Genomic DNA, 19,984 nt, shown 5'->3' with positions numbered 1-19,984 from the left:
ATCAACGCTCGTCGCCCGGCACCCCGTAGGACGGCGAGTCGTCGGGACACACCGCCCGCAGCACATAGGCGTCGCGCTGAGGCAGATAGGTCTCCCAGACCATGCGCAGCTCGGTCAGCGGGGCCACATGCCAGTCGACCCGCAGGTCAACCACCGGCCAGCTGGCCCGGTCGGTGACCTTGAGCCCCGCCGAATGGACCGGCCCCATCTCGCCCCCGGCAGCCAAACCGGCGTCCAAAGCGGCCAGCAGGCGCTCGGCCAGCTCGCCTTCACAGCACTCATAGGCCGCGACCATGGCATCGATCACGCCCGGATCGGCGAGCATGTTGCCGCCGGCCACGCAGTCTCGGCCCTGCCGGGTGGCGTGAATGCCCAGGGTCTGGGCGCCGCTGTGCACCGCGCTGCGCCCGTCGGCGTCGAGCACCTGAAGCTGGCGCCACTCAGGATACGCTTCGTTATCGACGAGCCGCGCCAGCACGTCCTCGGCATCGAGCCCTTCCTGGAGCAGTCGCACGCCCAACTGGCCGAGCTCGGGATTGGTCACATTCTGGGTCAGCACCGCGCCCTTGCCGGGGGCGATGAAGGGGCAGCGGCTGGCCACGCAGATGCTGGAGGAACTGATGGCGGTGCCGAACTGACCCGTCTCGCGGCACATACCGGCGATGGAAAAGGTCATGGGGTGCCCTCCCCGTCGCTTGAGGTATCCGGTATCACCGCGATCACGTCGATCTCCATCAGCCACTCCGGCTGGGCCAGGCCGGCTACCACCAGGCCGGTGGAGATCGGGAAGACGCCCTTGAGCCAGCGACCCACCTCGCGATAGACCGGCTCGCGGAAACGCGGATCGGTGATGTAGGTGGTGGTCTTGACGATGTGGCCAAGCTCGGAGCCGGCTTCCTCGAGCAGCTGCGCGACGTTCTTCATCGCCTGCTCGGCCTGGGCCTGCGGATCGCCCAGGCCGATCAGCCGCCCCTCGAAGTCGGTACCGACCTGGCCGCGGACATAGACGGTGTTGCCCGCCCTGACCGCCTGGCAGAGGTCGTTGTCCAACGCCTGGTTGGGGTACGTCTCCTGGGTATTGAACATGCGAATTCGGGTATGTGTCGGCATCAGTTGACCCTCTCTGCGCTGGCATCGTTGACCGATGGTTCGGATGTCGTGTGCGTTTCCTGGCGCTGAGCGGCCTCATGGTAGGCCAGGTACTTGCGCTGGGTGGCGATGTGGTCGGCAACGTGCTTGGCATCGTGCCAGACGCCCCAGATGAAGCTGGAGCCACGGCGCGACAGCCACGGCAGCCCCACGAAATAGACGCCCGGCTCGCTGGACACGCCGCGCTGGTGTCGAGGCTTGCCGTGCTCGTCGAAGGCATCGACGTCCAGCCAGCCGTAGTCCACCGAGAACCCGGTGGCCCAGACGATCGAGGTCACCCCGGCGGCGGCCAGATCGAGCTCACGCAGCGGGCGGGGCACGCACTCGGGATCCGGCAGGATGCGGCGGGCCTCGGGCTCCTCCGGCAGATCGAGGCCATTGCGAGCAATGTAGTCATCGGCGGCATCCAGCAGCGCCAGATAGTTCGCATCGCCGCGGCACAGGTTATCGGCAAGGTCAGGCTCGAAGGTCGCCACCCCATCCTCGAACGCCCTCGTCCGCCCCACCAGCGTCATGCCACGATGGGCCAGGGCGCGGAAGTCCACCGTGTGCCCGCCGTTCGCGCCGCTCACGGCGATGGTGACGTGTTCGGTGCCGGGCCTCATGGCCTCGGCATCCCACTCGCCGAGCACGCCCAGCCACCAGCAGAAATCGCGGCCGCGATAGGCACGGGGCGGACGATCGTGCGGCCCCACCGAAAGGTAGACCGGCCTGCCCGCACGCTGCAGTTCCTCGGCGATCTGCACGCCCGAGGAGCCGGCACCGACCACCAACACGGCGCCCTCGGGCAATTGCCCGGGTTGGCGGTACTCGGACGAATGGATCTGCGTGAGCGGCACCTCGTCGCCGGGCGCGATCGGCGGAATCACCGGGCGCTGGAAGGGGCCGGTGGCCGCCACTACGCGGTTGGCCTGCATCACGCCCGCAGACGTCTCGATGGTGAAGCCCGGCCGACCGTCATTACGCGTTACCTTGTGCACATCCACCCCAGTGTGGATGGGAGCCTGGCAGCGCCTGGCATAGGCTTCGAAATACGCTGCGACACGCTCCTTGGGGGCGAAGGCATCGGCGCCGATCTCGGCATCGACCTCTTCGAAGGTCATGCCCGGAAAGCGATCGTGCCAGGCCGGGCCATTGGCCACCAGGGAATCCCAGCGAGCCGTGCGCCAAGCTTCGGCGATGCGATGTCGCTCCAGCACCAGGTGGGGCACCCCGAGATTGCCCAGGTGCTCGCTCATGGCCACGCCGGCTTGACCGGCACCAACCACCAGCGTATCGACGTTCGTGTTCTCAAGCGCAAGCTCGGTCATGAGCGGTCTCCTTGCTGTCTCGTATCGACGTGTTGTTGTGTGTCGATCACCATATGAGCCGCTCTTGATTAGTTAAAATATATTTATTATTTAACCAGCATCACAAAAAACTATACAAAGCTGACTAACGCCGCGCACCGGGAGAATTGCCTCTCAACGTTTTGACGGCGTTCGGCGTCGAGGACGCCAGATGACACCCGGATGACGCGAACGAAGATGCCTCGGAAAGACAGATTGATTTACTAATTTACTGTTATCAGAAAACAGAAGTTCGATTAGAATCACTTATCCGAGATGACCCCATCGCCATCTCCAAGCGCGACATGACCCAGGAAGGGTGGAGTGAGGCGACGCTAGCTGCTGGAGCCCGTTGAAAGGCGGGCTCCCAGAATCGTCGTCCAGCGGCCACACTGATCGTGTGATCCGCTGACGCAACCCGTAAGGAGCGCAGGCATGTTCAAGAAGATTCTGGTGCCAGTGGACCTGGCACACTTTGACGTGATCGAGCCATCGCTACAGGTGGTCGCCGACCAGGCCAGGCACTATGGTGCGGAGGTCTGCTACGTGGCCGTCACCGCCACCACCCCGGGCTCCGTGGCACGCACGCCTGAGGAATACCAGCAGAAGCTCGAGGCCTTCGCCCGGGAACGCGCCAAGGTGCACGGCCAGCCGGTCAGCGCTCGAGTCATCACCAGCCCCGATCCCATCGCCGACCTTGACGACGTGCTCGTCGATGCCATCGACGAGGTCGGCGCGGACCTGGTGATCATGCCCACGCACCCGCCCAAACACCTGGATGTGGTGATTCCCTCGCATGGTGGCAAGGTCGCCACCCATACCCAAGCATCGGTGTTCCTGGTGCGACCTCAACAGGACTGATGCCACACTCACACATCGTTCATCGACGTCAACAAGGAGAGATCCCGTGACGAACGACAATAAAGCCCAAGATGCGACGCCTGGCGAGGGCATACCTGCCCCCGAAGGGCCGGCCAACCTCATTGATACCGATTACGTGATCGGTCAGGACAACATCACCGCCAGCAAGTTCGGGGTGAACCTTGACCTGCACGGCAAGGTCTTCACCGTGTCGTCTCTGGTGATCCTGTTCTTCGTGATCATCACCCTGGCGCTGCAGAACCAGGTCGAACCGATCTTCAACGCCATCTTCAGCGTACTGACCGGCAATCTCTCCTGGTTCTTCCTGCTGGCCGCCAATATCTTCGTGATCCTCGCCATCGCGTTGATCTTCACGCCGATGGGCAAGGTGAGGATCGGCGGCGCCCATGCCTCGCCGGACTTCAGCTATGCCGGCTGGTTCGCCATGCTGTTCGCCGCCGGCATGGGCATCGGCCTGATGTTCTACGGCGTCTCTGAACCGCTGACCCACTTCGGCACCGCCATGGGAGGGACCACTGTCGAGGATGGCGTGCGCACCGACTGGGCCCCGCTGGGCGCCGCCGCCGGCGACCAGCAAGGCGCCATCTCGCTGGGCATGGCTGCCACCATCTTCCACTGGGGCCTGCATCCCTGGGGGATCTATGCCGTGGTCGCACTGGCACTGGCGCTGTTTTCCTTCAACAAGGGCCTGCCGCTGACCATGCGCTCGATCTTCTACCCGATCCTGGGCGAGCGGGTCTGGGGCTGGCCGGGCCATATCATCGACATCCTGGCGGTGTTCGCCACGCTGTTCGGTCTGGCCACCTCTCTCGGCCTCGGCGCCTCCCAGGCTTCAGCGGGGCTGGGCTACTTGTTCGGTATCCCCGATACCAACGTCACCATGGTGCTGTTGATCATGGGCATCACGATTGTGGCCCTGGGCTCGGTGATGCTGGGCGTGGACAAGGGCGTTCAGCGCCTGTCGCAGCTCAACATGGCGCTGGCCTTCCTGCTGCTGGCCTTCGTGATCTTCGTCGGCCCGACCGTGCTGATCGCCACCGGCTTCTTCGAGAACCTGATGGCCTATGTGGTCAACCTGCCGGCGCTGTCGATGCCCTTCGGTCGTGAGGACGCCAACTTCAGCCAAGGCTGGACCGCCTTCTACTGGGCCTGGTGGATCTCCTGGTCACCGTTCGTCGGCATGTTCATCGCCCGGGTCAGCCGTGGCCGCACCGTGCGTGAATTCCTGATCGCCGTGCTGCTGGTGCCTTCCTTGGTCTCGGTGCTGTGGATGACCGCCTTCGGCGGCACCGCCATCGACCAGGTGATCACCGACGGCTTCCAGGGCGTCCAGGAGGCGGCGCTGGAACTGCAGCTGTTCGAGATGCTCGGCCAGCTACCGCTGACCGCCATCACCTCCTTCGTCGGCATCGTGCTGGTGATGGTGTTCTTCATCACTTCCTCCGACTCCGGCTCGCTGGTGATCGACTCCATCACCGCCGGCGGCAAGGTCGACGCACCCAAGTCGCAGCGCGTGTTCTGGTGCCTCATCGAAGGCGCCATCGCCATCGCGCTGCTGCTGGGCGGGGGCCTGACCGCACTGCAGACAGCGGTGATCACCACCGGCCTACCCTTCACTCTGGTCCTGCTGGCGGCCTGCTACGCCATCGTCAAGGGTCTGATGAGCGAACCCAAGAGCGTCTAAGCCCGCTTGAACGAGCCGGCCCCGCCGGCTCTCTGACAAGGATCGCCCCGCCACCGTGCGGGGCGATCTTTTATTGTCCGACATCGTTCCAGGGAGCGCCGCATCCCGACATCAGCATCGTGATATCGTCCGAAGCCAGGGCGCGCGGCTGTCAGCATGAAAAAAGCGCCCCCTATATGGAGGCGCTTCGTGCGCAACGGCGCGGGTCACGGCGCCAGAAGGCGCTAATGGTCAGTCTTCACCGAAGGGATTGCGCAGCACGATGGTCTCGTTGCGATCCGGGCCGGTGGAGATGATGTCGATGGAGGTGCCCACCTGCTCCTCGAGGAAGCTGATGTAGGCCCGGGCATTAGCCGGCAGTTCCTCGACCCGCTTGACGCCCAGGGTCGACTCGCTCCAGCCCGGCAGGTCCTGATAGACCGGCTCGATGGCCTCGTAACCCTCGGAATCCACCGGGTTGTCAAGCACCTCGCCGTCCTTGCTGCGATAGCCCACGCAGACACGGATGTTCTCCAGGCCATCGAGCACGTCGAGCTTGGTCAGGCAGATACCGGACACCGAGTTGATCTGCACCGCGTGACGCAGGGCCACGGCGTCGAACCAGCCGCAGCGACGGGCGCGGCCGGTGGTGGCACCGAACTCGTGGCCCTTCTCGGCCAGGTGGCGGCCATGCTCGTCGAACAGCTCGGTCGGGAAAGGACCCGAGCCGACGCGGGTGGTGTAGGCCTTGGTGATGCCCAGCACGTAGTCCAGGTACAGCGGGCCGACGCCGGAACCGGTGGCGGTGCCGCCGGCCGTGGTGTTGGAGCTGGTCACGAACGGATAGGTACCGTGGTCGATGTCCAGCAGCGAGCCCTGGGCACCCTCGAACAGGATGTTGTCACCGGCCTTGCGGACGTCGTGGACCAGGGTCACGGTATCGCAGACCATGGCACGCAGCTCGTCGGCCATGCGCATGGCGTCGTCGAGCACCTGCTGGAAGTCCACCGCCTCCTCGCCGTGGTACTTGGTCAGCACGAAGTTGTGGTAGTCCAGCACCTCGCCGAGCTTGGAGGCGAAACGCTCGCGGTGCAGCATGTCGCCCAGACGCAGACCACGGCGCGCCACCTTGTCCTCGTAGGCCGGGCCGATGCCGCGCCCGGTGGTGCCGATCTTGGCCACGCCGCGCGCCTTCTCGCGGGCCTGGTCGAGGCGCACGTGATAGGGCAGGATCAGCGGGCAGGCCGGCGACAGGCGCAGGCGCTCGCGCACCGGCACGCCCTTGGCTTCCAGCTCGCGAATTTCCTCGATCAGCGCTTCTGGGGACAGCACCACGCCGTTGCCGATCACGCAGGTCTTGTCGTCGCGCAGGATGCCGGAAGGAATCAGGTGCAGGACGGTCTTCTCACCGTCGATGACCAGGGTGTGGCCGGCATTGTGCCCGCCCTGGAAGCGCACCACCGCGCCGGCGGACTCGGTGAGCAGGTCGACCACCTTGCCCTTGCCTTCATCACCCCACTGGGTGCCCAGTACGACTACGTTCTTGCCCATAGTGCTCTCGTCTCTCGTTGCTGCGCCGCCGGTCTCGGGGGCGGTGCCGATATGGTGTTCAGGCCCGATCGCCGGACGGCGCCAGCGGTGCCACCTGCCAGCCGCCGTCGGCCTGGACCAGGCGTCGTTGACAGCGGTGTTCCTGCGGGCCGGTGCGCTGCCCCGGCAGCGCCTGCACGACCCGTTCGCCCTGCTGGCGCAGGGCATTGATGACCTCGGCCAGGCCATCGCCCTCGGCCGGGGCCCAGATGCCGTCGTGGCGCGGCTCGCTGGGCACCAGGGAGGCCAGCAGCTTGAGCTCCAGCGAGAAGCCGGTGGCCGGTCGGGCGCGGCCGAAGGCGCGGCCGGTATCATCATAGCGGCCGCCCTTGGCCAGTGCCTGGCCATAGCCGGGCACGTAGGCGGCAAACATCATCCCGGTGTGATACTGGTAACCGCGCAGCTCGGCCAGATCGAAGTACAGGTCGACCTCGGGATGCTCGGCGGCCACGCCGGCATGCAGGGCACGCAGCTGGTCCAGCGCCGCGCCCACCGCCTGGGGTGCCTCGGCGAAGGCTTCACGGGCCTGGTCGAGCACCTCGGGGCCACCGTGCAGCTCGCCCAGCGCGCACAGCATTGCCGCCAGCGCCGGATCGCTCACGCTCTGCTCGACCCGCGCGGCCAGCTCGCCCGGCGACTTGAGCTCGAGGGCCTCGAACACCGCCTTCTCCTGCTCGGGCGTCAGCTCGGCGGCCTCCACCAGGCTGCGGTAGATACCGATGTGGCCCAGCGCCAGGTGCACCTCACCGGCGCCGGCGGCCTGCAGGCTGGTCAGCGCCAGGCGCAGGATCTCAAGGTCAGCCTCCAGGCCGGCATGACCGAACAGCTCGAGGCCGACCTGCACCGGGCTGCGGCCCCCCTGGTGCTGGTCGGCCTTGGCGCGCAGCACGGTGGTGCAATAGCACAGCCGAACCGGACCCTGGCGCTTCAGGGAGTGGGCGTCCATACGCGCGACCTGGGGGGTGACGTCGGCGCTGACGCCCATCATCCGCCCGGTCATCTGGTCGGTCAGCTTGAAGGTCTGCAGATCCAGCTCGGTGCCGGTGCCGGTGAGCAGGGAATCCAGAAACTCCACCGGAGGCGGCATCACCTGATCGTAGCCCCAGCGATGATAGAGATCGAGCAACGCCCGGCGCAGCTCCTCCATACGGCTGGCCTGAGGCGGCAGTACCTCGTCCATGCCGTCGGGCAGCAGCCAGCGGTCAGCGATGGTCATGTCGTTCTTCCTGCAAGACGGTGATTGGCCTTCGGCATGCCTCGCGGCGTGACATCATGGCGGGGGTGCCGGAGGGGATTGCCGGGCAGTGGTGCGGCCACGAAAATCCCGTGAAGAGGCCACAAAAAAACCGGGCCACGCCCGGTTACAGGAGTCTATCACGTTTGCCCGCGGGATGAACCCCGAGACGGGGCGACGACACCGCCGCCCCGTGACTCGGTCGTCATCCGTCGGTCTGGGCGTTCGGGCTCTTGAGGTACTGGAAGAAGTCGCTGGACGGATCCAGCACCAGCATGTTGCCGTCGCCCTTGAAGCTCGAGCGATAGGCATCCAGGCTGCGCCAGAAGGAGAAGAACTCCGCGTCCTTGCCATAGGCCTCCGAGAAGATGGCCGCGGCCTCGGCATCGCCCTCGCCGCGCAGTGTCTCGGCGCGCTCGTTGGCCTGGGCCAGCAGCACCCGGCGGCGGCGATCGGCGTTGGCGCGAATGCGCTCGGACTCTTCCTGCCCCTGGGCGCGCCATTCGCGGGCTTCCCGCTCGCGCTCGGAGCGCATCCGCTCGTACACCGCAGAGGACACGTCCTCGGGCAGGTCGATGCGCTTGACCCGGATGTCGAGAATCGCCACCCCGAGTTCATCGCGCAGGCGTTCGTCGAGATCCTCGGTGGGCCCGGTCATCAGCTCGTCGCGCTGCTCGGAGATGATCTGCTGCAGGTTCAGGCGACCGAACTCGTTACGCAGGCTCTCGTCGACCCGCGGCTGGATCAGCCGCACGGCCTGAAGTTCGTCGCCGGCGGTGGCCTCGTAGTAGCGAGTCGGATTGATCACCTGCCACTTGACGTAGGAGTCGACGATCACCGCCTTCTGTTCCAGGGTCAGATAGCGGCTGGGATCGGTGTCCAGCGTCAGCACCCGGGTATCGAACTTGCGGATGGTCTGAGTGATCGGGATCTTGGCATGCAGCCCCGGCTGGATGTTCTCTTCGACCACCTCACCGAAGCGCAGCTTCACCGCGCGCTCGGTCTCGTCGACCACGTAGAGGCTGTTGCTGGCGAGCCAGGCCGCGGCGGCCAGGCCGCCGACGATGAGCAGGGAACGGTTATTGATCATGATTAACGGCCCTCCCTGCGGATTCCGTTGCTGCTGGAGTTGTTGCTGCTGTCATTCTCGGACTGGGAAGTCCGCAGGCGCTCGAGCAAGCGGGGATCCAGCGACGAGGCGTCGTCGTTCTGGCCGGCGGCAGCCCCGGTGGTCCCTTGGCTGAGACGATCCATCGGCAGCACCATCAGCGGCGCCTCGCTGCTCACGTCGACCATCACCTTCGCGGTCTCGCCGTAGACCTCGGACAGAGCGTCGAGATAGAGGCGTTCGCGCATGATCGCCGGGGCATCCTGGTACTGGGTCAGCAGCGCATTGAAGCGGTTGGCCTGACCACGCGCCTCGGCCACCACCGACTCGCGATAGCCCTGCCCCTGCTCGACGATGCGCTGGGCTTCACCCTGGGCGGCCGGGATCACGGCGTTGGCATACGCCAGGGCCTGGTTGATGGTGCGCTGGCGATCCTCGCGGGCGCGAATGACGTCGTCGAAGGCATCCTGGACCGGATCGGGCGGCGCGGTGGACTCGACGTTGAGCGTCTGCAGGCGGATGCCGGTGCCGTAGCTGTCCAGATAGGACTGCAGGCGGCTGGCCACCGCGGTGCCGAGGATCTCGCGGCCGGAGGTCAGGATGTCGATCATGTCGGTGCCGCCCACCACGTGGCGCAGGGCGGAGTCCAGGGCGTTCTCCAGCGACAGCTCGGGGTCGCGCACGTTGAGCACATAGCCGCGCGGATCGGCGACCTGGTACTGGGCCGAGATCTCGACGGAGACGATGTTCTCGTCCTGGGTCAGCATCGACTGGGTCTGAGTGACCGAGCGCACCCGAGTGACGTTGACCATGCGCACGTCATCGATCAGCGGTGGGTTCCACTGCAGGCCCGGCGTGACCACTTCCTGGAACTTGCCGAAGCGCAGCACCACGCCGCGTTCGGACTGGTCGACCAGGTAGAAGCCGGAGGCGGCCCAGATGGCCAGCGCCACGATCAGCAGCAGGCCCGGCAGGGTAAAGGCGTTGCGCGGCTTGCCACCGCCGCTGCCACCACTGCTACCGCCGCGCTTGCCACGGCCGCCCAGCATGCTGTTCAGCTTGTCCTGAAACTTCTTCAGGGCCTCGTCGAGGTCGGGCGGCCCTTGGTTACCGCCGCCGCGGTTGCCCCCGCCACCGTTACCGCCTCGGCGCCCGCCCCCGCTCCAGGGGTCGTGCTGGTTGCCGCCACCGGGCTCATTCCAGGCCATACGTCGTCTCCAGTCTACGTTGCATTCCGTCGCGCTTTTCGCGCGCCGGGCATCGGTTGCGATCCTTGTGGTGCCGGCCCTCACTGGGCCACCGGCACCCGAAGGCGACTTCTTTCATTTTCCGCGGCGCACTGCCCGCGACTCACTGCTCCCAGAGCGGGCGCTCCTGCAGGGCCTCCGGCAGATAGTCGTCGGCGCGCTCGCCGAGCCGTGCCATCAGCTGCAGGAAGTCACGCCGCGGCAGGCGCACCTCCAGCAGGGTATGCCCCATGTCGTCGAAACGCTCTTCGCGTACCGCCCCCAGTTCGTGCAGGCCGGCCCGCAGTTTGCCCTGCTGCGGCTCCAGGGAGATGTCGAAGTCGATGATGTCATCGGCCAGGCACTCGGAGAGCGCCTGCTCGAACAGCTCCAGTCCCTTGCCGTCTCGCGCCGACAGCCACACCGTCTCGGGGCGGCCATCGGCACCGCGCTCGATGCGCGGGGCACTGTCGAACAGATCGATCTTGTTCATCACCTTGAGCGTCGGCACCTCCAGGGCCCCGATCTCGTCCAGCACCTCTTCCACCTGACTCACGTTGAGCTCGCGATCCGGATCGGCCGCATCGATCACGTGAACCAGCAGGCTGGCCTCGGAGGCCTCCTGCAAGGTGGCCTGGAAGGCTTCCACCAGCTTGTGCGGCAGATGACGAATGAAACCGACGGTATCGGCCAGCACCACCGGCCCCACGTCCTCGACCTCCAGACGTCGCAGCGTCGGGTCGAGGGTAGCGAACAGCTGGTCAGCCGCATAGACCCTAGAAGCGGTCAGGGCGTTGAACAGCGTCGATTTGCCGGCGTTGGTGTAGCCGACCAGGGAGACGCTGGGAATCTCGGCCCGCGAGCGCGCACGACGATTCTGGTTGCGCTGGCTGCGCACCTTGTCGAGTCGCTTGTGAATCGCCTTGATACGCGCCCGCAGCAGCCGGCGGTCGGTCTCGAGCTGGGTTTCGCCCGGTCCGCGCAGGCCAATGCCGCCCTTCTGGCGTTCCAGGTGGGTCCAGCCACGCACCAGTCGGGTCGACATGTATTCGAGCTGGGCCAGCTCCACCTGCAGCTTGCCTTCATGGGTCCGCGCCCGCTGGGCGAAGATATCGAGGATCAAGCCGGTACGGTCGAGCACGCGACACTTGAGCGACTGCTCGAGGTTGCGTTCCTGGGAAGGGCTCAAGGCGTGGTTGAAGATCACCAGCTCGGCCTTGTGGACCTGCAAGGCATCACGCAACTCCTCGACCTTGCCCGAGCCGATGAAGGCCCGGGGGTCGGGACGGTTGCGCGACCCGGTCAGCAGGGTGGCCGGCTCTGCACCGGCCGAGCGCACCAGCTCGAGAAACTCGCCGGCGTCTTCTCGCTCTTGTTCGTCCTGAAAATCTACATGGACGAGAACCGCCGTCTCACCGGCGTCGGGACGTTCGAAAAACAATCAATACCTCACGCGTTGCTATCCGACTGCGCTCCGGCGTCGGGGGCCGGCAGCCGCACGTTGCGCGACGGCACGACAGTGGAGATGGCGTGCTTGTAGACCATCTGACTGACGGTGTTGCGCAGCAGGATCACGAATTGGTCGAAGGATTCGATCTGGCCCTGCAGCTTGATGCCGTTGACCAGGAAGATCGATACCGGAATGCGCTCCTTGCGCAGGATGTTCAGGTACGGATCTTGAAGGGACTGCCCTTTGGACATGTTGCTCTCCCTGAATTGTTTCTGGAGTTGATCATTCTGTGCTCGCCCCGTCCGGGGGCGACACGGGTTAACCGATGGGCTCGATCATACGGCCACTCGAAACGACCATCTTACGCTAAGTCCCGAATTCGCGCACCAGTTTCAGGACCTCGGCGAAGGGATCGGCTCCCAGGCTGTCGACCCAGTGCAGGCCCGGCCAGCCGCGCATCCAGGTCAGCTGTCGCTTGGCCAGTTGCCGGGTCGCCACGATGCCCCGGTGGCGAAAGGTCGCATGGTCGACGTCGCCGGCCAGGTATTCCCACCCCTGACGATAGCCGACGCTCTTCAGCGACGGCAGCCCGGGATCCAGGTCCCCTCGCGCCCGCAAGGCGGCGACCTCGTCGAGGAAGCCACCCGCCAGCATGGCGTCGAAGCGAGCGGCAATGCGTTCGTGCAGCACGGACCGGTCGTTAGGGGCGAGCCCTATCGACAGCGTGCGCCAGGGAAAGGTTTCCGGACGCTGCTCCGCCCACAGCTCGGAGAGCGGACGCCCACTGACCCGATACACCTCCAGCGCCCGCATCAGGCGCTGGGGATCGTTGGGGTGAATGCGCTCGGCGGCCTCGGGATCGACCCTCGCCAGCTCGGCATGCAGCGCGCCCAGCCCATCGCGGTCGGCCTCACGTTCCAGCGCCGCGCGCACCGCTGAGTCCGCCGATGGCAGGTTGGCGACGCCCTCGACCAGGCGCTGGAAATACATCATGGTGCCGCCCACCAGCAGCGGCATCTTGCCGCGCGCCGTGATCTCGGCCATCTCACGGCGCGCATCCTCGCGGAATTCCGCCGCCGAGTAGGCGTCGGCCGGGTCGCGGATATCAATCAGTCGATGCGGCGCCCGGGCCAGCTCATCGGCCGACGGCTTGGCACTTCCGATATCCAGGCCGCGGTAGACCATCGCCGAGTCGACGCTGATCAGCTCACAGCCCAGACGCTCGTGCAGCGCGATGGCCAGGTCGGTCTTGCCGGCGGCGGTGGGGCCCATCAGGAAGATGGCGGGTGGGCGGGTATCGGGCATGGGGTGTTCTGTCATTCTCTTGGCTTAGCGTGAAAAGGCGCCCGGCAGCGGCCTCCGACATGCCCGGCTCATCAGGGACACAGTCTGCCCCTGGCGCCGCTCGACACGCGGATGGCTCACTGACCGTTATTGCCCCCTGAGGAAGAGGCGGTCCAGTTCCTTCATGCCCAGCTCGGTCCAGGTGGGTCGGCCATGGTTGCACTGGCCGCTGCGCTCGGTGATCTCCATGTCACGCAGCAGGGCGTTCATCTCCTCCACCGTGAGCTGGCGGTTGGCGCGCACGCTGCCGTGGCAGGCCATGGTCGAGAGCAGCTCGTTGATGTGCGCCTCCAGGCGGTCCGAGCGGCCGTAGCGCTCGAGGTCGCCGAGCATGTCGCGGATCAGCGGCTCGACATCGGCATCGACCAGCAGGGTCGGCACCTGGCGCACCAGCAGCGTCTCGGGGCCGGCCACGTCGAGCTCCACGCCGAGCCTGGCGAAGGCCTCGTGCTCGGCCTCGGCGGTGGCCACCTCGGCGGCGCTGGCGGCCAGCGAGACCGGCACCAGCAGCGGCTGCGCCTCGAGCGCGCCTCCATGCACCTGGGTCTTCATGCGCTCGTAGACGATCCGCTCGTGGGCGGCATGCATGTCGACGATCACCATGCCGCGCTCGGTCTGGGAGAGGATATAGACGCCGTGGAGCTGGGCCACGGCGTAGCCCAGCGGCGGCGCCTTGGTGGCGTCTGCCTCGGGCATCGCCGGGCGCGGCGCGACCTGGGGCTGGCTCGGGTAGTTCGACGTCGCCTGGCGCTCGGCGAGCGCCACATCCGCGGCGGTGCCGCCGGCACCCGGCGCGGCGGGCTGGGGCGTCAGCAGGCTCTCCTCGTGTTCGGGGTGCAGCGCCCGATAGCCTTCCATGAAGGCCCGCACCCGGTCCGGCGTCACCTTCTGCTCTCCGCTCTCCTCGCGGCCGTGCAGCGCCATGGGCTGCTGCTGCCAGGCGGCTTGGGGCGCGGCCTCGCGCACTTCGCCCGGGGCTGCCGCCAACGGCTCGCCCTGGGTCTCGGCGTCCTGCCCGCCCGGCCCTTCGCCGTCAGGCGTCACCCCGGCCCGCGCCTCACCCAGCGCTCGGTGCAAGCTGGAAAACAGGAAGTCGTGGACCATCCGCCCGTCGCGGAAGCGTACCTCGTGCTTGGTGGGATGGACGTTGACGTCGACCACCGTGGGATCCACCTCGAGATAAAGCACGAACACCGGATGGCGGCCGTGGAACAGCACGTCACGGTAGGCCTGACGGATGGCATGGGCCACCAGACGGTCGCGGACCACTCGGCCGTTGACGAAGAAATACTGCTGGTCGGCCTGGGCCCGGGAATGGGTGGGCAGCCCCACCCAGCCCCAAAGGCGCAGCCCACCGGTCTCGATGTCCAGGTGCAGGGCATTCTCCAGGAAGGCCTTGCCAAGCAGCGCCTGGAGACGCCGCTCGTGGCCCACCAGGTCACCCCCGGGACGCAGCTGGTGGATAGTCTTCTGGTTGTGGCGCAGCACCCAGCCAACGTCGAGCCGCGACAGCGCCTGGCGGCGGAACGCCTCCTCGACGTGGCCGAACTCGGTCTTCTCGGTTCGCAGGAACTTGCGTCGGGCCGGGGTATTGAAGAACAGGTCGCGCACCGTCACCGAGGTGCCCCGCGGGTGCGGCGAGGGCGTGACCCGCGGCTCCATGCGCCGCCCCTCGACCACCACCCGCCAGCCGCCGGTGGGGTCGTCATGGACGTTGGAGACCAGCTCGAGACGCGACACCGAGCTGACCGAGGCCAGCGCCTCGCCGCGAAAGCCCAGGCTGGCCACGCCCTCCAGATCCTCCAGCGAAGCGATCTTGCTGGTGGCATGACGCGACAGCGCCAGCGGCAGGTCGTCCTCGCCGATGCCGCCGCCGTCGTCGCGCACGCGAATCAGCCGCGCGCCGCCGGCCTCGAGCTCCACCTCGACGCGGCTGGCGCCGGCGTCGATGGCGTTCTCGATCAGCTCCTTGACCACCGAAGCCGGCCGTTCCACCACCTCGCCGGCGGCGATCTGGTTGGCCAGTCGGGGGTCGAGGATCCGGATGGGTTGGCTGTCTGTCATATCACTCCCTATGAGCTGGAAGCTGGAAGCTGGAAGCTGGAAGCTGGAAGCTGGAAGCTGGAAGCTGGAAGCTGGAAGCTGGAAGGCAACATGGGGCCTCCAGAACCCGAGTCAAGAGGGTTTTCTTCAAGCTTCCAGCTTACGGCCGCGAAGCGGACGATCTTCCAGCTCCAGGCGAAGCCCGGTTCTTCCAGGCGCTCAGCGCCGCGCTTCGAGCGTCAAGCTGCACGCTCATGAACTCGGTATCCGCAGCACCTGCCCGACGCGAATGACGTCGCCGTTGAGCTCGTTGGCCTGGCGCAGCTGGGCCACCGGCACGCCGTGGCGGGCGGCAATCTCCGACAGGGTATCGCCGGGCTGGATGCGGTATTCGTCGCCGCCGGTACTCCGCCCCTGGTCGCGCTGCCAGGCCAGCAGGCTGGCCGGCGGCGGGTTGCGGTGGAAGTGGGCGCGGATGCCGCCATACACCGCATCCATCATCCGCTCCTGATAGTTCGGATCGCGCAGCCGTCTCTCCTCGTCGGGGTTGGAGATGAAACCGGTCTCGACCAGCAGCGACGGGATGTCCGGCGACTTGAGCACCACGAAGCCGGCCTGCTCCACCCGCGGCTTGTGCAGATCGTTGACCCGGCCCAGGCGGTCGAGCACCTGGCCGCCGATGGTCAGCGAGTCGTTGAGGGTCGCGGTCATGGTCAGGTCGAGCAGCACGCCGCGCAGCACCTCGTCCTTGTCGTCCAGTGACAGGTTGCCGTCCACACCGCCGATCAGGTCGGCGCGATTCTCCGTGGCGGCCAGCCACTGGGCCGTCTCGGAGGTCGCCCCGCTCTGCGACAAGGCAAACACGGAGCTGCCGTGGGGGCGCGGGCTGCGGAAGGCGTCCGCGTGGATCGAGACGAAGAAGTCGGCCTTCTGCTCACGGGCGATGCGGGTCCGCTGGCGCAGGCCCACGTAGTAGTCGCCGTCGCGGATCATCACCGCCTTGAAGCCCTCGGTGGCATCGATCTTGCGCGCCAGGCGGCGCGCCATCTCCAGCACCACGTCCTTCTCGCGGGTGCCGCTGGGGCCCGTGGCGCCAGGATCCTCGCCGCCGTGACCGGCATCCACGGCGATGATGATATCGCGCTTGGGATGCGGCTGGGCGGGCTCGCGCGTCGGCGTCACTGCGACCGGATCGCGCCCCTGCACCTTCGCCTGAGCCTGGGCACGGTCGGCGGCAATCTCCTGGTCGCGGATCATCGCCTCGATGGGATCGATCGGGTCCTCCACCGCGCTCTCGCCGGGATACTCGAGATCGACCACCAGACGATGCCCGTACTGCTCGTTGGGTGCCAGCGTGAAGTGGCGCGGTTCGATCGCCCGGTTCAGCTCCAGTACCACCCGCAGGTCGTCCCCGTGGCGCACGCCGGTGCGCACTTCACTGATGGCGCTGCCGTCGAGGTCGAGGCGATTCACATCGGCGGCCAGGCGGGTATCCGCCAGATCGATGACCAGCCGGCGTGGATCGTCGAGGCTGAACACCTCGGCCTCGGCGGGCGATGAAAGATCGAAGACCAGGCGGGCATGGTCCGGCGCCGCCCACAGGCGCAGATTGTCGACGTTGGCCGCCAGCCCGCAGGACGGGGCCAGAAGTACCAGTGACAGGAGGCCACCAAGCAGGCGGCGAGACAGGACTCCCTTCCTCATGAGACGCGGTCATCCTCCCTGCTCCACTCGCCGGCGAGGCGCTCGATCACCCGACGGCCATGGTCGCTGCCGGCGATCAGGGTCGCCTGGCGGCCATCTCCGTCCAGGGCCAGCTGCACGACCAGGTCGGGTGACGGCAGCCAGCCCTCCCCCCGCGCCGGCCACTCGATCACGCACAGGGCGTCGTCCGCGAGCAGGTCGCGGCCGCCAATGAACTCGAGCTCCTCGGGATCGCCCAGGCGGTAGAGGTCGAAGTGGTTCACGCGCACGGCCTCGAGCTCGTAGGGCTCGACCAGGGTATAGGTGGGGCTCTTGACCGCGCCGCGATGCCCGTAGGCGCGCAGGATGCCACGGGTCAGGGTCGTCTTGCCCGCCCCCAGCTCGCCCTCTAGATAGAGGCGGCCGTGGCCGCCGAGGGCCTGGCCCAGGGATTCGCCGAAGGCCACCTGGCGGTCTTCGTCGTCGAGTCGCAGCTGCATTGTCATTCGCCCATCGTCGGGTTGACCAGAATTCGCGCACAGGATGCCAGATCGCCGGCCAGCAGGCCACGCTCACCGCCCGCCGCAGCGGCCATGTCGGCGGCCAGCGCATGCACCATGACGCCAACCCGGGCGGCGGTCTCCAAGGATAGCCCCAGGGCCAACAGCGCGCCGAGGATGCCGGATAGCGCATCGCCCATGCCGCCGCTGGCCATGCCCGGGTTGCCATAGGGGCAAGCCGCCAGGCCCGAGGGACCCGCCACCAGGCTGCCGGCGCCCTTGAGGATCACCGTGCCGCCATAGCGGCGCTGCAACTCGGCGGCCGCCGCCGGGCGGTCGACCTCCACGTCGGCGGCGCTGGTGCCCAGCAGGCGTCCCGCCTCACCGGGATGCGGCGTCAGCAGCCAGTCGTCGCGCCACAGGCCGGTGAAGCGATTGGCCAGCAGATTCAGGCCGTCGGCGTCGACCACCAGCGGCCGGCCGGCCTCGAGGGCCGCCTGCAGCACCGCCTGGCCCCAACTGCCCTGCCCCAGCCCGGGGCCGACGACGAGTACATCGGCCCGGGCAGGCAGCTCGCCGAGATCCCCGGCGCCGCGCACGCCATGCACCATCACCTCGGGGCGACGCACCAGGCAGGCGGTGACATGCGCCGGCGCGGTGGCCAGGCTGACCTTGCCAGCGCCAAGCCGCGCAGCGTGTTCGGCGGCCAGCAGCGCGGCTCCGCCGAACCCCGGCGCCCCGCCGAGCACCAGGGCATGGCCGGAATTTCCCTTGTGGGCGTCCCGCGGCCTTGGCGGCAGCGCCGCGGCAATCATATCGCGATGAAGCAGCCAGGCCGCCGGTGTCATGTCGACCGTTACTGTTGCAGGGGCATCCGATCCCGGGGCAGTCAGGTCACGGAAGACCACCCGGCCGGCCAGCGCCGGGGCGCGGCCGGTGTGCAGCCCCAGCTTGTCGCCGATGAAGGTGATCGTGCGGCTAGCCCGCACCGCCACGCCGAGCTCCGCGCCGGTATCGGCGTGGACGCCGGAGGGAATGTCGATGGCCAGCACCGGCCGGTCGCTTGCGTTGATCGCGGCGATGGCCTCGCGGAAGGCGCCGCGCACCTCGCCGGAGAGCCCGGTGCCGAGCAGCGCATCCACCATCACCTCGCCCTCGAGCGCGAGCCCGGGCCGCCAGGTCTCCAGGCCGACGCCGGCCGCGCTCGCCATGTCGGCGGCCAGGCGGGCATCCCCCGAGAGGTCTTCGACGGGCTTGAGCGCCACCCGCTGCACCACCCAGCCCTCGGCGGCGGCCAGCGCCGCCAGCACATGGCCGTCGCCGCCATTGTTGCCGCCGCCGCACAGCACGCTGAGCGAGCGTGCCTCGGGCCATGCAGTGCGCAACTCCTGCCAGGCCGCCGCGGCGGCGCGCTGCATCAGCGCGAAGCCCGCAATACCGGCGGCGATGGTGCGTCGATCCAGCTCGCGGACCTGCTCGGCGCGATACAGCGCACGGCCCGACGACCGGGGCGATCCCGTCATTCCCTGTCTCCCTCGAAGGCGATGCTTTACCATGTTGCGTTACAACGAAGTGTGTCCTGTATACCGCCGAACGCCAAGCGTTGCGGCTCCTTCCCGAACGGTGTTTCCTCGATCATGACCCAGCCGTCTCCCCAGGGCGACGCCCCCGACCTCGATCAACTGGCCGCGCTGATCAAGACTTGGGGTCGCGAACTCGGCTTCCAGCAGGTAGGCATCACCGACGTCGACCTGACCGAGGACGAGGCCCGTCTGCAGCGCTGGCTCGACGCCGGCCACCACGGCGAGATGGGCTTCATGGCCAAGCACGGCACCAAGCGCACCCGCCCCGAGGAGCTAGTGCCCGGCACGGCGCGGGTGATCAGCGTGCGCCTGGACTACCTGCCCCCCGAGGTGGAGACGACCAGGATGCTGGCTCGCCCGGCGAAGGCCTACGTGTCCCGCTACGCCACCGGCCGCGACTACCACAAGCTGATGCGCAAGCGCCTGGCCACGCTGGCCAAGCAGATCCAGGCCGAGATCGGCCCCTTCGGCTACCGCGCCTTCGTCGACTCCGCCCCGGTGATGGAGCGCGCCCTGGCGCGCAAGGCCGGCCTCGGCTGGTTCGGCAAGAACGCCATGCTGCTCAACCCCAAGGCCGGCTCACTGTTCTTCCTCGGCGAGCTCTACACCGACCTGCCGCTGCCGGTGGACGCGCCCTTCGAGGCGGAGCACTGCGGCAGCTGCAGCGCCTGCCGCAGCGCCTGCCCCACCGATGCCATCGTCGAGGACAAGGTAGTCGACGCGCGGCGCTGCATCTCCTACCTGACCATCGAGCTGCACGGCGCCATTCCCGAGGAATTCCGCACCGCCATGGGCAACCGGGTGTTCGGCTGCGACGACTGCCAGCTGGTATGCCCCTTCACTCGCTTCACCCGGGCCAGCCGGGAGCCGGACTTCGCACCACGCCACGACCTGGACCGCGCCGACCTGGTCGCGCTGTTCGCCTGGGGCGAGGAGGAGTTCCTGGACAAGACCGCCGGCAGCCCGATCCGCCGGATCGGCTACGAGCGCTGGCTGCGCAACCTGGCGGTGGGTCTCGGCAACGCCCCCTGGAGCGAGACGGTGGAAGCCGCGCTGCGCGCCCGGCTGGCGTATCCCTCGGACCTGGTCCGCGAACACGTGCGCTGGGCGCTGGCGCGCCAGAAGGAGAAGCGCCAGCGGGTCATCGCCGCCAGCTAAAAGCTGGAAGGCAGCATGAACCCCGACTTCATGGGGTCCAGGT

The 19,984-nt window shown here is 67.5% G+C and carries 17 protein-coding genes; 3 read left to right on the top strand and 14 right to left on the bottom strand.

What is annotated here, in order from left to right; genetic code table 11:
• Position 1: 1 nt before the first annotated feature.
• Genes ACGTN6_RS01585 through ACGTN6_RS01575 form a run of 3 tightly spaced genes read right to left on the bottom strand, consistent with a single transcriptional unit; the run spans position 2 to position 2,459 of the window.
• On the bottom strand, positions 2-676 hold the full coding sequence (locus ACGTN6_RS01585; protein ID WP_394589472.1) for a DUF1028 domain-containing protein: 675 nt from the start codon (positions 674-676) through the stop codon (positions 2-4).
• On the bottom strand, positions 673-1,110 hold the full coding sequence (locus tag ACGTN6_RS01580) for a RidA family protein (protein ID WP_394589471.1): 438 nt from the start codon (positions 1,108-1,110) through the stop codon (positions 673-675). The genes ACGTN6_RS01585 and ACGTN6_RS01580 overlap by 4 nt, the downstream gene beginning before the upstream one ends.
• Positions 1,110-2,459, bottom strand: a complete 1,350-nt coding sequence (locus ACGTN6_RS01575) for a flavin-containing monooxygenase (protein WP_394589470.1) — start codon at positions 2,457-2,459, stop codon at positions 1,110-1,112. Before ACGTN6_RS01575 ends, ACGTN6_RS01580 begins: the two co-directional genes overlap by 1 nt.
• 453 nt (positions 2,460-2,912) lie before the next feature.
• On the opposite strand from ACGTN6_RS01575, the gene ACGTN6_RS01570 reads away from it, so the two are divergent.
• Together ACGTN6_RS01570 and ACGTN6_RS01565 are read left to right on the top strand one after the other, a co-directional pair.
• Positions 2,913-3,338, top strand: coding sequence for a universal stress protein (locus tag ACGTN6_RS01570; protein ID WP_394589469.1), 426 nt, complete (start codon positions 2,913-2,915; stop codon positions 3,336-3,338).
• A 46-nt stretch (positions 3,339-3,384) separates the two neighbouring features.
• A complete protein-coding gene (locus ACGTN6_RS01565; RefSeq protein WP_394589468.1) occupies positions 3,385-5,043 on the top strand; it encodes a BCCT family transporter in 1,659 nt (552 codons plus the stop codon).
• A gap of 231 nt (positions 5,044-5,274) precedes the next feature.
• On the opposite strand, the gene ACGTN6_RS01560 is transcribed toward ACGTN6_RS01565, so the two are convergent.
• The 11 genes from ACGTN6_RS01560 to ACGTN6_RS01510 all read right to left on the bottom strand — a co-directional run bounded on the left by ACGTN6_RS01560 (position 5,275) and on the right by ACGTN6_RS01510 (position 18,723).
• On the bottom strand, positions 5,275-6,573 hold the full coding sequence (locus ACGTN6_RS01560) for an adenylosuccinate synthase (RefSeq protein ID WP_394589467.1): 1,299 nt from the start codon (positions 6,571-6,573) through the stop codon (positions 5,275-5,277).
• A 58-nt stretch (positions 6,574-6,631) separates the two neighbouring features.
• Positions 6,632-7,828, bottom strand: coding sequence for an ATP phosphoribosyltransferase regulatory subunit (locus ACGTN6_RS01555; RefSeq protein ID WP_394589466.1), 1,197 nt, complete (start codon positions 7,826-7,828; stop codon positions 6,632-6,634).
• Between the two features lie 223 nt (positions 7,829-8,051).
• Complete coding sequence (gene hflC / locus ACGTN6_RS01550; protein WP_394589465.1) at positions 8,052-8,936, bottom strand: protease modulator HflC; 885 nt, start codon at positions 8,934-8,936, stop codon at positions 8,052-8,054.
• Between the two features lie 2 nt (positions 8,937-8,938).
• Positions 8,939-10,162 (bottom strand): FtsH protease activity modulator HflK, encoded by a 1,224-nt coding sequence (hflK, locus tag ACGTN6_RS01545; RefSeq protein ID WP_394589464.1) that lies wholly within the window; start codon positions 10,160-10,162, stop codon positions 8,939-8,941.
• Positions 10,163-10,304: 142 nt separating this feature from the next.
• Entirely contained in the window at positions 10,305-11,621 is a 1,317-nt protein-coding gene (hflX, locus tag ACGTN6_RS01540) for a ribosome rescue GTPase HflX (protein WP_394589463.1), read from the bottom strand.
• A gap of 8 nt (positions 11,622-11,629) precedes the next feature.
• Positions 11,630-11,881 (bottom strand): RNA chaperone Hfq, encoded by a 252-nt coding sequence (gene hfq, locus ACGTN6_RS01535; protein WP_097790042.1) that lies wholly within the window; start codon positions 11,879-11,881, stop codon positions 11,630-11,632.
• Positions 11,882-11,996: 115 nt separating this feature from the next.
• Positions 11,997-12,935 carry a tRNA (adenosine(37)-N6)-dimethylallyltransferase MiaA gene (gene miaA, locus ACGTN6_RS01530; protein ID WP_394589462.1) on the bottom strand — a complete coding sequence of 313 codons (939 nt, stop codon included), beginning with the start codon at positions 12,933-12,935 and terminating at the stop codon, positions 11,997-11,999.
• 126 nt (positions 12,936-13,061) lie between these two features.
• Positions 13,062-15,038, bottom strand: a complete 1,977-nt coding sequence (gene mutL, locus ACGTN6_RS01525; protein ID WP_394589461.1) for a DNA mismatch repair endonuclease MutL — start codon at positions 15,036-15,038, stop codon at positions 13,062-13,064.
• A 231-nt stretch (positions 15,039-15,269) separates the two neighbouring features.
• A complete protein-coding gene (locus ACGTN6_RS01520) occupies positions 15,270-16,721 on the bottom strand; it encodes an N-acetylmuramoyl-L-alanine amidase (protein ID WP_394589460.1) in 1,452 nt (483 codons plus the stop codon).
• A complete protein-coding gene (gene tsaE / locus ACGTN6_RS01515; RefSeq protein ID WP_394589623.1) occupies positions 16,718-17,200 on the bottom strand; it encodes a tRNA (adenosine(37)-N6)-threonylcarbamoyltransferase complex ATPase subunit type 1 TsaE in 483 nt (160 codons plus the stop codon). Before tsaE ends, ACGTN6_RS01520 begins: the two co-directional genes overlap by 4 nt.
• Before the next feature lie 2 nt (positions 17,201-17,202).
• Complete coding sequence (locus tag ACGTN6_RS01510) at positions 17,203-18,723, bottom strand: NAD(P)H-hydrate dehydratase (protein ID WP_394589459.1); 1,521 nt, start codon at positions 18,721-18,723, stop codon at positions 17,203-17,205.
• Between the two features lie 114 nt (positions 18,724-18,837).
• Between ACGTN6_RS01510 and queG the strand changes: the two genes are divergently transcribed.
• The gene (gene queG, locus ACGTN6_RS01505) at positions 18,838-19,941 is read left to right on the top strand and encodes a tRNA epoxyqueuosine(34) reductase QueG (protein WP_394589458.1); all 1,104 of its coding nucleotides are present in this window, start codon (positions 18,838-18,840) and stop codon (positions 19,939-19,941) included.
• Positions 19,942-19,984 lie beyond the last annotated feature (43 nt).

It is taken from the genome of Halomonas sp. B23F22_20 (assembly GCF_043496985.1).
Taxonomy (GTDB): Bacteria; Pseudomonadota; Gammaproteobacteria; order Pseudomonadales; family Halomonadaceae; genus Halomonas.
This window is presented reverse-complemented; position numbering and strand designations above follow the sequence as displayed.